The organism is Kitasatospora sp. NPDC086801 (assembly GCF_044745805.1).
Lineage (GTDB): Bacteria > Actinomycetota > Actinomycetes > Streptomycetales > Streptomycetaceae > Kitasatospora.
In genome coordinates, this window is the sequence record NZ_JBIVAX010000004.1 from 122,259 (window position 1) to 136,892 (window position 14,634).

Consider the following 14,634-nt stretch of genomic DNA (forward strand, 5'->3'; position numbering starts at 1 on the left):
CCGAGACATCGCAGGAGTCGCGAGTGGCCGCTTATCTCGACCGTGACGGAGCCGACGGGCTGAGGGTGCCGACGCAGGACGCGCCGCCGCCACCGCCCGAACTGGTGGCGCTGGCGCAGGCGTACGGGGTGGACACCCGGTATCCCGGGACGGGGGGCGTGACCGTGGGCGCGCGCACGCTGGTCGCGGTGCTGGGGGCGCTGGGGGTGGCGGCGGGCACGCCGGAGCAGGCGCGGGAGGCGCTGGAGCGTCACCGGTCCGCACAGCAGGCCAGGTTGCTGCCACCCTGCGTGGTGGTGCGGGCCGGGCGGCGGACGGCGCTGGACGTGCCGGCCGACGCGCGGCTGCACGTGGAGCTGGAGGACGGCGGGGTGTGGGAGCTGCCGCGCGGTCACTCGCACTGGCTGCCGGCGGACTTGCCGCTCGGGCGGCACGCGCTCAGGGCGGAGAGCGGCGAGGGCAAGGCCCAGGCGGTGCTGATCGTCGCGCCGGAGAAGCTGCCCCCGCTGCCCGGCCGCAGCTGGGGCTTCCTCGCCCAGCTGTACTCCGTCCTGTCCGACCGCTCCTGGGGCATGGGCGACCTCGGCGACCTCGCCGAACTGGCCCAGTGGGCGGGCGCCGGCCTCGGCGCGGGCTTCGTCCAGATCAACCCGCTGCACCAGGCGTTGCCCGCAGCCCCCGCCGCCCCCGCCGACCCGTCCCCCTACCGCCCCTCCTCCCGCCGCTTCGCCGACCCGGTGCACCTGCGGGTCGAGGCGGTCCCCGAGTACGCCTACCTGACGGGCGACCAGCGGGCCGAGGCCGAGGAGCTGGGCCGCCGGGCCGCCCGGCTGCGCGACGAGGTGCTGGGACACGACGGCCTGATCGACCGGGACGCCGTCTGGGCGCTCAAGCGCGAGGCGCTGGAACTGCTGCACGAGGTGCCGCGCGGGCCCGGCCGGCAGGCCGCGTACGAGGCCTACCAGCGCCGCGAGGGCGACTGGCTGCGCCGGCACGCGCTGTGGAGCGCACTCGCCGAGGTGCACGGCGCCGACTGGCACGGCTGGCCGAAGGGGCTGCGTCACCCGGACGGCCCACAGGTGGAGCAGGCGGCCCGGGAGCTCGCCGACCGGGTCGAGTTCCACCGCTGGCTCGCCTGGCAGGTCGACCAGCAGCTCGCCGACGCCCAGCGCGCGGCCCGGCAGGCCGGCATGCCGGTGGGCCTGATCCACGACCTGGCCGTCGGCGTCCACCCGGGCGGCGCGGACGCCTGGGTGCTCCAGGACGTGCTGGCCGGCGGGATCTCGGTCGGTGCCCCGCCGGACGCCTTCAACGCCCACGGCCAGGGCTGGGGCCTGCCGCCCTGGCGCCCGGACGCACTGGCCGCGGCCGGCTACGCCCCGTACGCGGAGCTGCTGCGCGCGGCGGCCCGGCACGCGGGCGCGGTCCGGATCGACCACGTGATGGGCCTGTTCCGGCTCTGGTGGGTGCCGGACGGCCACCCGCCGACCGAGGGCGCGTACGTCCGCTACGACGCCGAGGCGATGCTCGGTGTGCTGGCCCTGGAGGCGCACCGGGCCGGGACGGTGGTGATCGGCGAGGACCTGGGCACGGTGGAGCCGGGCGTCCGGGAGGAGCTGGCGGCGCGCGGGATCCTCGGCACCTCGGTGCTCTGGTTCGAGCGGGACTGGCAGGCGGCGGGAGAGATCCTCGCCCCGGACCGCTGGCGCGCGGGCTGCCTGGCCACCCTCACCACCCACGACCTGCCGAGCACCGCGGCCCGGCTCTCCGGCGAGCACGTCGAGCTGCGGCACCGGCTCGGGCTGCTGGCCCGCCCGCTGGGCGAGGAGCAGGAGGAGGCGGCGGCCGAGCTGGCGGACTGGCGGGCCGAGCTGACCGGGCGGGGGCTGCTCGCGCCGGGCGAGCCACTGTCGATGCCGGTGCTGTACCGCTTCCTGCGCGCGACCCCGGCGGAGCTGGTCGGCGTCTGGCTGCCGGACCTGGTCGGCGATCCGCGCCCGCAGAACCTGCCCGGCACCTGGGACCAGTACCCGAACTGGCGCCTGCCGGTCGCCGACGGCGCCGGCGACCCGGTCACCCTCGACCGCCTGGCCGCGACCCCGTCCGCCCGCCTGCTCGCGCACCTGCTGGCCCCGCCCGGCCCCCACCCCGCCGTCTGATCCCGGGGCGGCCCCGGCACCGCCGGACGGCCCCGTTCCGGAAGGCCGACCCCGACGCGCGGGGGGTCATAAGCGGCGGGTAAGTTGGAAACGTGGACAAGAGGAACGCTTTGCGAGCCGGCGCGGTCTCCGCAACGGTCACGCTGATGATGCTGCTGTCGTCGCCCGCCATGGCCCTCACCAGGGACGACGGCGACGACCCGGGTCCTGGCCTGAGCGTCGGCCAGACCATCGGCCTGTACGTGCTGATCCCGCTCGCCGCCTTCGTGATCATCGCCGCCCTCGCGGGCCTGCCGTACGGCAAGGGCAGGAAGAAGTAACCCACCGCGTCCACCAAGGACCCGCACAACCCTCGAAGGGGCACCGGAGACCTCCGGTGCCCCTTCAGGCGTTCCAGCGCCCCGACGGCGCCTCAACGGGTCAGCGGGCGGCGCCCGCCGCCCGGTCGACCGCCTGGGCCTTGAGCGCGCGCTCGATCCCGGCCCGGGCCTCGACGACCTGGCGCCGCAGCGCCGGCGCCGGCTGGGCCTCGGCCAGCCACGCGTCGGTCGCGTCCACGGTGGCCTGCGTGACCTGCAGCGCCGGGTACAGCCCGCCGATGATCTGCTGCGAGATCTCGTGGCTGCGGGTCTCCCAGACCTCCTTGACGGCGGCGAAGTACTTGGCCGCGTACGGCGCGAGCAGCTCGCGCTGGTCGGACTGCTGGAAGCCCGCGATGGTCGCTTCCTGGACGTAGTTGGTGAGGGTGTCCGACTCGACCACGGCGGTCCAGGCCTCGGCCTTGGCCTCGGCGGTGGGCCGGGCGGCGCGGCAGGTGGCGGCGTGTTCCTGGCCGGCCGCGGTGTTGTCGCGGGCCAGCTCGGCCGTCACGGCGGCCTCGTCGGCGCGGCCGGTGGCGCAGAGCCGGGTGAGCAGGGTCCAGCGCAGCTCGGTGTCGACGGCGAGGCCCTTGACCTCGGCGGCGCCGTCGAGCAGGCCGGCGAGCAGGTCGAGCTGCCCGTCGGTGCGGGCGACGGAGGCGAGGGTGCGGGCCCAGGAGAGCTGGTGGTCGCTGCCGGGCTCGGCGGCGCGCAGGTGCTCCTCGGCGGCGGCGGCCCACCGGGCGAGGCCCTGCTCGCGCCAGTCGGGGTCGGTGTAGGCGTCGAGGGCGAGCCGGACCTGGCGCTGCACGGACTGCACGACGCCGATGTCGCTCTCCCGCCCGATGCCGGACAGGGCGAGCGCCAGGTAGTCGCGGGCGGCGAGCTCGCCGTCGCGGGTCATGTCCCAGGCGGAGGCCCAGCACAGGGCGCGCGGCAGCGACTCGGTGAAGCCGCCGAGGTGCTCGGTGACGACGGCCATCGAGTCCTCGTCGAGCCGGATCTTGGCGTAGGAGAGGTCGTCGTCGTTGAGCAGCACGACGGCCGGGCGGTGCCGGCCGACGAGCTCGGGCACCTCGGTGCGCGGGCCGTCGACGTCGAGCTCGATCCGGTCGGTGCGCACCAGCGCGCCGTCGGCGAGCTCGTACAGGCCGATGGCGATGCGGTGCGGGCGCAGCACGGCCTCGCCCTTGGCGCCGGCGGGCAGCGCGGGGGCCTCCTGGAGGACGGCGAAGGACTCGATCTCACCGTCGGTGTTCAGCGTGATGGCGGGCCGCAGCACGTTGATGCCGGCGGTCTCCAGCCAGGCCTTGGACCAGGTCCGCAGGTCGCGGCCGCTGGCCTCCTCCAGGGCCCCGAGCAGGTCGGCGAGCCGGGTGTTGCCCCAGGCGTGGCGCTTGAAGTAGGCCCGCACGCCCTGGAAGAAGGCGTCCTGGCCGACGTACGCCACCAGCTGCTTGAGCACCGAGGCGCCCTTGGCGTAGGTGATGCCGTCGAAGTTGACCTGGACGTCCTCCAGGTCGTTGATGTCGGCCATGATCGGGTGGGTGGACGGCAGTTGGTCCTGCCGGTAGGCCCAGGTCTTCATCTGGTTGGCGAACGTGGTCCAGGAGTGCGGCCACTTGGAGCCGGGGGCCTCGGCCTGGCAGACGGCCTCGGCGAAGGTGGCGAAGGACTCGTTGAGCCAGAGGTCGTTCCACCACTCCATGGTGACGAGGTCGCCGAACCACATGTGGGCGAGCTCGTGCAGGATCGTCGCCGCGCGGGCCTCGTAGGCGGCGTCGGTGACCTTGGATCGGAACACGTACTGGTCGCGCAGGGTGACGGCGCCCGCGTTCTCCATCGCACCGGCGTTGAACTCCGGGACGAACAGCTGGTCGTACTTCGCGAACGGGTAGGGGAAGTCGAACTTCTCCTGGAAGTAGTCGAAGCCCTGCTTGGTGACGGCGAAGATGTCCTCGGCGTCCAGGAACTCGCGCAGCGAGGGGCGGCAGTAGACGCCCAGCGGCACCTTCTGCGCGCCGTTCTCGTAGGTGTCGAAGACGCCGACGTACGGGCCGGCGATGAGCGCGGTGATGTAGCTGGAGATCCGGCCGGTGGGCTCGAACGTCCAGACCTGCGCGGCGCCCTCGCCGACCGGGGTCGGGGTGGGCGAGTTGGAGACCACGACCCAGCCCGTGGGAGCGGTCACGGTGAACGCGAACGCGGCCTTCAGGTCGGGCTGTTCGAAGGAGGCGAAGACGCGGCGGGCGTCCGGCACCTCGAACTGGGTGTACAGGTAGGTCTCGCCGTCGACCGGGTCGACGAACCGGTGCAGGCCCTCACCGGTGTTGGTGTAGGCGCAGTCGGCGACGACGCGCAGCTCGTTCTCGGCGGCCAGGTTCGGCAGCGGGATCCGGCTGTCGGCGAAGCTCGCCGGGTCGAGCGGCGCGCCGTTGAGGGTGATCTCCTCGACGCTCGGCGCGACGAGGTCGATGAACGTGTCCGCGCCGGGGGTCGTGGCCGTGAACCGGACCACGGTGGTGGACCGGAAGGTGCCACCTTCGCGGGCCGAACTCAGGTCGAGCTCGATGTCGTACGCGTCCACGTGGAGGAGGTCGGCCCGGGTGCGGGCCTCCTCGCGGGTCAGGTTGGTGCCGGGCACTCGCTGCACTCCTTCGTCAGGTTGATGGGGCGAATCCTCCCATGACCCAACGGATGAGCTCCCGGAAAAATCGCAGCGGGGCGGGCCCGGGCTGTTCGCCCGTTCCCGCCCCGCTCGGGGCGCGCCCCGAGGGCCCGCGTCCGAAGAGGGGTCAGCCCCCCGGTGTCACTTCTTCCACTTGGTCAGCGGCGCGTCGGAGCTGCCGCGGCGGAAGGCGTAGACGGCGCTGCCGTCGCTGGAGACGACGTACTCGGACGAGCTCATCCCGATGTCCAGGCCGTTGGGCATGGCCATGGTGCCGAGGTCGGTCATCGAGCCGTCGGTCGGCGAGAGCGTCACCAGCCGGGCGGGCTTGTTGTAGCCCTGGCTGACGATGGCGCGGACCTTGCCGTCCTTGTCGGTGCCGGACACCAGCCGGATGTCCTGGTTGGCCGTGGGGCTGGCGGCGGACCAGATGCGCTTGCCGGTGTTCAGGTCGTACGCGTTGACGGCCGACTTGGTGCCGGTGATCTGGGCGTACAGGGTGGTGCCGTTGACCACGTTCTGGGTGTAGGCGTCGGACTGGCCGGACAGGCGCAGGCTGTCCGCGCCGGGCTCCTTGACCGACATCTGGTTGCCAGGCTTGTTGCTCTTGTCGAACGGCAGGATGTAGTCGCCGTTCGGGCCGCTGCTCATCAGCAGCACCAGCGGCTGGTCCTGGACGACCTTGTCGATGCGCTCGATGCTGCCGGTGAGGGTGATCGGCGTGCTGGCGGCCTTGCCGCTGTCGGCGTCCACGACGACCAGCTGCGACTTCGGGCCGGAGCCGCCGTAGCAGCGGTCGCTGACCGCGATCTGGCTGCCGGCCGCGCGGCCGTAGAGGCTGCAGTCCTTGTCGCGCGGCTGGAACTGCCAGGCCGCCGAGCCGTTGTCGATGTTCAGGCCGCCGACCACGTTGCCGCCGATGGCGACCACCTTGTCGGTGACGCTGAGCGTCGGCGAGGACATCCGGTCGTTGGAGACCTTGACGGCCCAGAGCAGCTTGCCCTGGCTGACGTCGATGGCGCCGACGGTGGAGCAGTCGCTGTCACCGGTGTTGAAGGAGACGGCGGCGATGTTCTTCGCGTTGGTCGAGTAGGAGGCGGTGCACACCTCCTTGCTGCCGGCCGGGACGGGGATGTTCCAGGCCTCCTTGCCGTCCGAGGTGTTGAACGCCCGGATGCCGGTGCTGTCGGCGCGCACCGCGACCTTGTCGCTGCCCCAGATGCCGAGCATCTGCGAGCTGCTGTCCGAGTTGGCGGCCTTGGCGGCGCTCCAGGCGACGTTGTAGCCGGCCCCACCGGTGTTGCCGCCGGTGCTGCCACTGGTGCCGTCGACGGTCGGGGCGCTGGTGACGGTGCCTCCGGAGGTGCTGGTGCCACCGGACGTGGTGGTGCCGCCGGAGCTCGCGCTCGGCGCGGGGTCGGGGTCGTTGCCCTTGAGGAGCACGACCAGCCCGGCGACGATGGCGATCGCCAGGACGCCGCCGATGATCCCGCCCCAGAGCATCACGGGGTTGCGCTGCTTGGGCGCGGGGGGCACCGGCGCACCCGGGTAGTACCCGGGCTGCTGCTGCGGGTACCCGTAGCCGGCGCCGTAGGCCTGCCCGCCGTCCGGAGCGCCGTAGGCGCCGGCGGGCGTCGGGTCGTACGGGCCGACCGGCGCACCGGCCGGCGGCGGCGGTGCCTGGCTGGGGAAGGCGGCCGCGGTCGGTGCGTACGGCTGGTAGCCGGCACCGGCGGCGGGCGGCTGCGCGGGCGGAGCCGGCGGCTGGGCAGGCGGCGGCCCGGCGGGCGAGGCCGGGCCCGGGATCGTCGCGCCGTCGAGCTGTGTCATCTGGTCCGCCACGGCGGCCGGGTCCACGCCGCCGGGCGGGCGCCCGAACGAGACGCCCCGATTGTCCTGCGGGCCGCTGCCCGGCGCTTCGCCTGCCCCCGGCGTAGGGTGATCCCCTGCCATCTGATTCCCCGTCATGTCTGGAAGCATCCCCCTGCCCGTACCGTCCCGCGGTCCGGGGGGACGCGTGAGATAGGGCACCATGGTAGTGGTGAGTGGTTTTCGGTCGAACCCAGGACGCCGGTAGCCCGTTTCCGCAGCTCCCGGCCCTACCGCCGGTACCGCCGGCCGCCCCGCCCAGCGCTTGCCCGGGAGGCGCCGCCCGCGGCCCGATCCGCACCGATCCACGGCACAGGCCCTACCCTTCAGGAGTTGAAGGGGACGCCCGGCGGAGGGGTCCCCGCCCTGGGAGGGTGGATCATGTCGACGGACACACCGGGCTCGCAGTCGTCCTTGCACCGGGCGAACCTGGAGCGGGTGCTGCGCGCGGTGCGGACGGCCGGTTCGCTGACCCAGGCGGAGATCGCCCGCGGCACCGGGCTGTCCGCGGCCACCGTGTCCAACATCGTGCGGGAGTTGAAGGAGAGCGGCACCGTCGTGGTCGCCGACACCTCCTCGGGCGGCCGGCGTGCGCGCAGCGTCTCGCTCAGCGGGGACGCGGGCATCGTGGTGGGCATCGACTTCGGCCACACCCATCTGCGGGTCGCGGTCGGCAACCTCGCGCACCGGGTGCTCGCCGAGGAGAGCGCCCCGATCGACGTGGACGTCTCTGCGGCGCAGGGCTTCGACCGGGCCGAGGCGATGGTGGAGCGGCTGCTCCGGCAGGCCGGGTTCCGCCCGGAGAAGGTGATCGGCGTCGGCCTCGGCGTGCCCGGCCCGATCGACGTGGAGACCGGTGCGCTGGGCTCCACCGCGATCCTGCCCGGCTGGACGGGCATCGCCCCGGGCCGGGAGCTGACCGAGCGGCTCGGCATGCCGGTGCACGTGGACAACGACGCCAACCTGGGCGCGCTCGGCGAGCTGGTCTGGGGGGCCGGGCGGGGGCTGAGCGACCTCGCGTACATCAAGGTGGCCAGCGGGGTCGGCGCCGGCCTGGTGGTCAACGGCCAGATCTACCGGGGGCCGGGCGGCACCGCCGGTGAGATCGGGCACATCACCCTGGACGAGGCCGGGCCGGTCTGCCGCTGCGGCAACCGGGGCTGCCTGGAGACCTTCGTGGGCTCCCGCTACCTGCTCTCCCTGCTCACCTCGACCCTCGGACCGGACCTCACCCTGCCCCGGGTGGTCGAGCTGGCCCATCAGGGTGACCTCGGCTGCCGCCGGGTGATCGCGGACGCCGGCCGGCAGATCGGCACCGGCGTCGCCACCCTGTGCAACCTGCTCAACCCGCGCCGGGTGATCCTCGGCGGCGACCTCGCCGAGGCCGGTGAGCTGGTGCTCGCCCCGATCCGCGACTCGGTGGCCCGCTACGCCATCCCGAGCGCCGCCCGCCAGCTCTCGGTGGTCCCCGGCACCCTGGGCGGCCGGGCCGAGGTGCTCGGCGCGCTGGCCCTGGTGATGAGCGAGATGGGGGAGTCCGGGGCGCTGGGACGCGGCTGAGCCGCAGCCCGGATCGCACCCGAACATCCATTCGTCAATGAAAAGGTGACGCGTGACCCCCGGCCGACCTCCGGGAATGGCGGTAACGGATCGGTGGCACCGGCCGCGCCGCTCGGTGTCCGGCAAGCGGACATTAGACTCGACCGGTCGGCACCGGCCGCGACCGCCGGCCCGCCGCCAGACCGGGCAGCGACGCCCGTCGGACCGCCCGCGGTCCGCGAACACTGAACGAGGAGGAACGGGTGGCCCTGCTGACCCGCATTCGGGGACCGCGCGATCTCGACCGGCTCACGCCCGGACAGCTGGCCGCGCTGGCCCAGGAGATCCGGACCTTCCTGGTGACCGAGGTCGCCAAGACGGGCGGCCACCTCGGACCCAACCTCGGCGTGGTGGAGCTCACCATCGCGCTGCACCGGGTCTTCGACTCGCCGCGCGACCGCATCCTCTTCGACACCGGCCACCAGAGCTACGTCCACAAGCTGCTCACCGGCCGCCAGGACTTCTCGATGCTGCGGATGAAGGGCGGCCTGTCCGGCTACCCCTCCCGCGCCGAGTCCGAGCACGACGTGATCGAGAACTCGCACGCCTCCACCGTCCTCTCCTACGCCGACGGCCTGGCCAAGGCCAACAAGATCCTCGGCAAGCCGGACCCGGTCGTCGCCGTCATCGGCGACGGCGCGCTCACCGGCGGCATGGCCTGGGAGGCGCTCAACAACATCGCCGACGCCAAGGACCGCCCGCTGGTCATCGTCGTCAACGACAACGAGCGCTCCTACTCGCCGACCATCGGCGGCCTGGCCAACCACCTCGCCACGCTGCGCACCACCCAGGGCTACGAGCGCTTCCTCTCCTGGGGCAAGGACGCGCTGCAGCGCACCCCGGTGGTCGGCCAGCAGCTGTTCGAGACGCTGCACGGCGCCAAGAAGGGCCTCAAGGACTTCATCGCCCCGCAGGGCATGTTCGAGGACCTCGGCCTCAAGTACATCGGCCCGATCGACGGCCACGACCTGACCGCCCTGGAGTCCGCGCTGACCAAGGCGCGCGGCTTCGGCGGCCCGGTGATCGTGCACTGCCTCACCGAGAAGGGCCGCGGCTACCACGCCGCGGAGAACAACGACGAGGACCGCTTCCACGCGGTCGGCGTGATCCACCCGGAGACCGGCCTGCCGATCAAGAGCTCGGGCAAGGACTGGACCTCGGTCTTCGCCGAGGAGATGGTCGCGCTCGGCCACGAGCGGGACGACATCGTCGGCATCACCGCCGCCATGCTCCACCCGGTCGGCCTCGCGCCCTTCGCCGAGGCCTTCCCGGACCGCATCTTCGACGTCGGCATCGCCGAGCAGCACGCCGTCACCAGCGCCGCCGGCCTGGCCACCAACGGGCTGCACCCGGTCTTCGCGGTCTACGCGACCTTCCTGAACCGGGCCTTCGACCAGGTCCTGATGGACGTCGCCCTGCACAAGCTGGGCGTCACCTTCGTGCTCGACCGGGCCGGCGTCACCGGCACCGACGGCGCCTCGCACAACGGCATGTGGGACATGTCGATCCTCCAGGTCGTCCCGACCCTGCGGCTGGCCGCCCCGCGCGACGCCGACCAGGTCCGCGCCCAGCTGCGCGAGGCCGTCGAGGTCAAGGACGCCCCCACCGTGGTCCGCTACTCCAAGGGCACCGTCGGCCCGGCCGTCCCGGCGGTCGGCCGGATCGGCGGCATGGACGTGCTGCGCGCCGCCGAGGCGCCGGGCGGCACGCACCGCGCGGACGTGCTGGTCGTCTCGGTCGGCGCGATGGCCGCCACCAGCCTGGAGGTCGCGGACCTGCTGGCCGCCCAGGGCATCACCGCCACCGTGGTGGACCCGCGCTGGGTCAAGCCGGTGGACGCGGCCCTGCCGGGCCTGGCGGCCGAGCACCGGGTGGTCGTCACGATCGAGGACAACGGCCGGGTGGGCGGTGTCGGCGCCGCCGTGGCGCAGGCGCTGCGCGACGCGGACGTGGATCTGCCGGTGCGCGACTTCGGGATTCCGCAGGAGTTCCTGGACCACGCGAGCCGGAACGAGATCCTGGCCGAGATCGGCCTGAACGCCCCGGACATCGCCCGAAAGGTGACGGCCCTGGTCGCCAGCCTGGACGCGGCTCCGGTCGAGGCCTGAGAGCGGGCCCCGAACCTGTTCCGCCGACGACGGTTCGTCGTAAGTCCGTAACAGTTCGTCACGAAACAAGCTGACAATCGCACCGAAAGGCGGGACCGGCGCCGCCCGCGCCGATCCCGCCCGGTAGGTTGTCATCCGTGCCCACCCCCACCCGCTTCCGCCTCGCCGGACTGGCCGAGCGCCTGCCCGAGCGCGTCCGTACCCATGTGCAGACCGGGTACTGGACCAGGCTGGTGCCGGTGCTCGCGCTGGTCGCGCTGCTCACCCACATCCCGTCCTTCGCCCGGCCCGTCTGGAGCCCCGACGAGGGGTTCCTGGCCACCCAGGCCCGGATGCTGGCCGACGGCGGGGTGCTGTACGACACCGTGGTGGACCGCAAGCCGCCGCTGCTGCCCTGGCTCTACCAGGCCTGCTTCACGGTCTTCGGCTCCGCCTCGCTGTGGCCGCTGCGCACCCTGGCGGTGGGCGCCCACCTGGTCACCGCGATCCTGCTGGCGTCCATCGCCCGCGGCCGCTGGGGCAACCGGGCCGGGGCCGGCGCGGGGCTGCTCTACCTGCTGGTCTCCATCGGGCTCTCCCCGGAGGACACCCAGGCGGCGACCTTCGAGGTCTTCATGCTCCCCGCCATGGTGGCGGCGTTCCGGTACGCCGAGCGCCGCCGCTGGCTGGCCGCGGGCATCGCGGTGGCGCTCTGCTCGCTGACCAAGCAGACCGGCGGCGCGGTGCTGCTGCCGGTGCTCTGGATGCTGTTCCAGGACGCCCGTCGGCGCGGGGTGCGCTGGCCGCCCGCCCTGTTCAAGATCGGCTTCGGCTTCACCCTGCCGATAGCGCTGGTCGCGGTCATCCTGACCAAGCCCAAGGGCTTCCTGTTCTGGGTGGTCACCGGCAGCGGGGACTACGCCTCCTTCGGCGGCGCCTGGCTCCAGATGGTCGGCCGCGCACTCGGCAACTCGGCCATCCTGGTCGCGGCCGGGCTGGGCTTCCTGCTCCCGGTCGGGCGCCGGCTGTGGCTCAAGTACCGCCACCGCCCGCTGCCGGTCGCCGGGGAGGAGCACGGCTCCACCGGCGACCTGTGGGTCTGGCTGGCCTCCTCGGTCGTCGCGGTCAGCGTGGGCTTCCACTTCTTCGGCCACTACTACCTGCAGCTGATCCCCCCGCTGGTGCTGCTGGGCACCGGGGCGGTGGCCACCTCGGCGGTCCGCTGGAAGCCCGTCCTGGTGTACACCACGGTCGCCTCGACGGTCTTCTGGGCGCTGGCGCTGGCCTGGCCGGGGGAGCGGCTCAACCGCACCACCGAGGTCGCCACCGCGGTCGCCGCCCAGACCACCACCAAGGACACCGTGCTGGTCTGGGGCATGCACCCCGAGCTGTACTGGCTGGCCGACCGCAAGCCCGCCACCCGCTACCTGACCGCCGGCTTCCTGACCAACTACAGCGGCGGCAAGGACGGCAACGCCAACGTGGGCGAGCAGTTCAGCGTCAGCAACGCCTGGCAGACCTTCGACAAGGAGCTCGCCAACGGCCTGCCCGAGGTCGTGGTGGACGATTCCGGCATCGCCCCGTACCAGCCGGTGCTGGTCCCGCGGATCGAGAACCTGCTGGACACCCACTACGAGATGGTCGGCGTCTTCGCCGACACCGTGGTCTACCGCCTCAAGCGCTGACCACGCCCCCCGCACACGCCGGATCCCCGGTGACCGTCCAGGTCACCGGGGATCCGGCGTGCGGTGGCGCCATGCGTTACGCGGGCACCGAGGCCACGCCGGGGGCGAGGAAGCGCTTGCCGTTCACCCGCTCCGAGACGCCCTCACGGTCCAGGTACGGGGTGATCCCGCCCAGGTGGAAGGGCCAGCCGGCACCGGTGATCATGCAGAGGTCGATGTCCTGCGCCTCGGCGACGACACCCTCCTCCAGCATCAGGCCGATCTCCTGGGCCACGGCCTCCAGGGAGCGGTTCAGGACCTGCTCCTCGGTCAGCACGGTGTCGCCGAAGGACAGCAGCTCCAGCACCTCGGGGTCGAGCACCTGCTTGCCGTCCACCCAGGTGTAGAAGCCGCGCTTGCCGGCCTTGACCACCTTGCCGAGGTTCTCGGAGACGGCGAACCGCTCCGGGAACGCACCGTGCAGGGTCTCCGAGACGTGCAGCGCGATCGCCGGGCCGACCAGCTCCAGCAGCACGATCGGGGACATCGGCAGGCCGAGCGGCTCGACGCCCTTCTCGACGGTGGCGATCGGGGTGCCCTCGTCGATGATGGTCTGGATCTCGCCCATGAAGCGGGTGAGGATCCGGTTCACCACGAACGCCGGGGCGTCCTTGACCAGCACCGAGGTCTTCTTCAGCTTCTTCGAGACGCCGAAGGCGGTGGCCAGCGAGGCGTCGTCGGTCTGCTCGCCGCGGACGATCTCCAGCAGCGGCAGGATCGCGACCGGGTTGAAGAAGTGGAAGCCGACGACCCGCTCGGGGTGCTTCAGCTTCGAGGCCATCTCGGTGACCGACAGCGAGGAGGTGTTGGTCGCCAGCACACAGGTCGGCGAGACGACGTTCTCCAGGTCCGCGAAGACGGTCTGCTTGACGCCCATCTCCTCGAACACGGCCTCGATCACGAAGTCCGCGTCGCCGAAGGCGGTGGCCTTGTCGAGCGAGCCGCTGACCAGGCCCTTGAGGCGGTTGGCCTTGTCCTGGCCGATCCGGCCCTTGCCGAGCAGCTTGTCGATCTCGGCGTGGACGTAGCCGACGCCCTTGTCGACGCGCTCCTGGTCGATGTCGGTGAGGACCACCGGCACCTCCAGACGGCGGGCGAACAGCAGCGCCAGCTGCGAGGCCATCAGACCGGCACCGACGACGCCGACCTTGCTGACCGGGCGGGCCAGCGACTTGTCCGGCGCGCCGACCGGGCGCTTGGCCCGGCGCTGCACCAGGTTGAAGGCGTAGATGCCGCTGCGCAGCTCGCCGCTCATGATGAGGTCGGCCAGGGCCGCGTCCTCGGCGTCGAAACCGGCCTGCAGGTCGGAGTCCTTGACCTGCTGGATGATGTCCAGCGCCTTGTAGGCGGCCGGCGCGGCGCCGTGCACCTTGGCGTCGGCGACCAGGCGGCCCCAGGCGACGGCGTCGTCCCAGGCCTTGCCGCGGTCGATGTCCTCGCGCTCGACGACGACGTCGCCCTTGAGGACCTCGGCGGCCCACAGCAGCGACTGCTCCAGGAAGTCGGCCGGCTCGAAGATCGCGTCGGCGATCCCCAGCTCGAACACGTCCTTGCCCTTGAGCTGCTTGTTCTGGTTCATCGAGTTCTCGATGATGACCTTGATCGCCTTCGAGGGGCCGATCAGGTTCGGCAGCAGGGAGCAGCCGCCCCAGCCGGGGACGAGGCCCAGGAAGACCTCCGGCAGCGAGAACGCCGGGACGCCCGCGCTGACCGTGCGGTAGGTGGCGTGCAGGCCGACCTCGACGCCGCCGCCCATCGCCGCGCCGTTGTAGAAGGCGAAGGAGGGGACGGGCAGCGCGGCGATCCGCTTGAAGACCTCGTGGCCGCCCTTGCCGATGGCCAGCGCGTCCGCGTGCTCCTTGAGCAGCTCGACGCCCTTGAGGTCGGCGCCGACCGCGAAGATGAACGGCTTGCCGGTGATCGCGACGGCGACGACCTCGCCCTCGGCGGCCTCGGCCTCGACCTGGTCCAGCGCGGCGGACAGCTTCAGCAGCGAGCCCGGGCCGAAGGTGGTCGGCTTGGTGTGGTCGAAGCCGTTGTCCAGGGTGATCAGGGCCAGCCTGCCGGCCTGCAGGGGCAGGTCCAGGTGGCGTACGTGCGCGGTCGTGACGACCTCGCCCGGGAACAGCTCGGCGCCGTGCTGCAGCAGCTCAGTGGTGCTCGTCATGG

At 72.7% G+C, this 14,634-nt stretch carries 8 protein-coding genes; 5 read left to right on the forward strand and 3 right to left on the reverse strand.

From position 1 onward, the window contains the following. Positions 1–65: 65 nt before the first annotated feature. Both malQ and ACIPLC_RS07435 read left to right on the forward strand, forming a co-directional pair. Positions 66–2,159, forward strand: coding sequence for a 4-alpha-glucanotransferase (gene malQ, locus ACIPLC_RS07430; RefSeq protein WP_400472175.1), 2,094 nt, complete (start codon positions 66–68; stop codon positions 2,157–2,159). Positions 2,160–2,251: 92 nt separating this feature from the next. Then, on the forward strand, positions 2,252–2,479 hold the full coding sequence (locus ACIPLC_RS07435; protein ID WP_400471989.1) for a hypothetical protein: 228 nt from the start codon (positions 2,252–2,254) through the stop codon (positions 2,477–2,479). Positions 2,480–2,579: 100 nt separating this feature from the next. Here ACIPLC_RS07435 and pepN read toward each other — a convergent pair whose 3' ends face one another. Both pepN and ACIPLC_RS07445 read right to left on the reverse strand, forming a co-directional pair. Beyond that, positions 2,580–5,162 (reverse strand): aminopeptidase N, encoded by a 2,583-nt coding sequence (gene pepN, locus ACIPLC_RS07440; protein WP_400471991.1) that lies wholly within the window; start codon positions 5,160–5,162, stop codon positions 2,580–2,582. Positions 5,163–5,327: 165 nt separating this feature from the next. After that, a complete protein-coding gene (locus tag ACIPLC_RS07445; RefSeq protein WP_400471993.1) occupies positions 5,328–7,016 on the reverse strand; it encodes a PQQ-binding-like beta-propeller repeat protein in 1,689 nt (562 codons plus the stop codon). A 420-nt stretch (positions 7,017–7,436) separates the two neighbouring features. Between ACIPLC_RS07445 and ACIPLC_RS07450 the strand changes: the two genes are divergently transcribed. The 3 genes from ACIPLC_RS07450 to ACIPLC_RS07460 all read left to right on the forward strand — a co-directional run bounded on the left by ACIPLC_RS07450 (position 7,437) and on the right by ACIPLC_RS07460 (position 12,426). Continuing rightward, entirely contained in the window at positions 7,437–8,615 is a 1,179-nt protein-coding gene (locus ACIPLC_RS07450; protein ID WP_400471995.1) for an ROK family protein, read from the forward strand. 242 nt (positions 8,616–8,857) lie between these two features. Continuing rightward, positions 8,858–10,762 carry a 1-deoxy-D-xylulose-5-phosphate synthase gene (gene dxs / locus ACIPLC_RS07455; RefSeq protein WP_400471997.1) on the forward strand — a complete coding sequence of 635 codons (1,905 nt, stop codon included), beginning with the start codon at positions 8,858–8,860 and terminating at the stop codon, positions 10,760–10,762. Between the two features lie 137 nt (positions 10,763–10,899). Further along, positions 10,900–12,426: an ArnT family glycosyltransferase gene (locus ACIPLC_RS07460; RefSeq protein WP_400471999.1), complete on the forward strand. Its 1,527-nt coding sequence runs from the start codon at positions 10,900–10,902 to the stop codon at positions 12,424–12,426. A gap of 76 nt (positions 12,427–12,502) precedes the next feature. On the opposite strand, the gene ACIPLC_RS07465 is transcribed toward ACIPLC_RS07460, so the two are convergent. Then, positions 12,503–14,632: a 3-hydroxyacyl-CoA dehydrogenase NAD-binding domain-containing protein gene (locus ACIPLC_RS07465; protein ID WP_400472001.1), complete on the reverse strand. Its 2,130-nt coding sequence runs from the start codon at positions 14,630–14,632 to the stop codon at positions 12,503–12,505. Between the last annotated feature and the right edge of the window lie 2 nt (positions 14,633–14,634).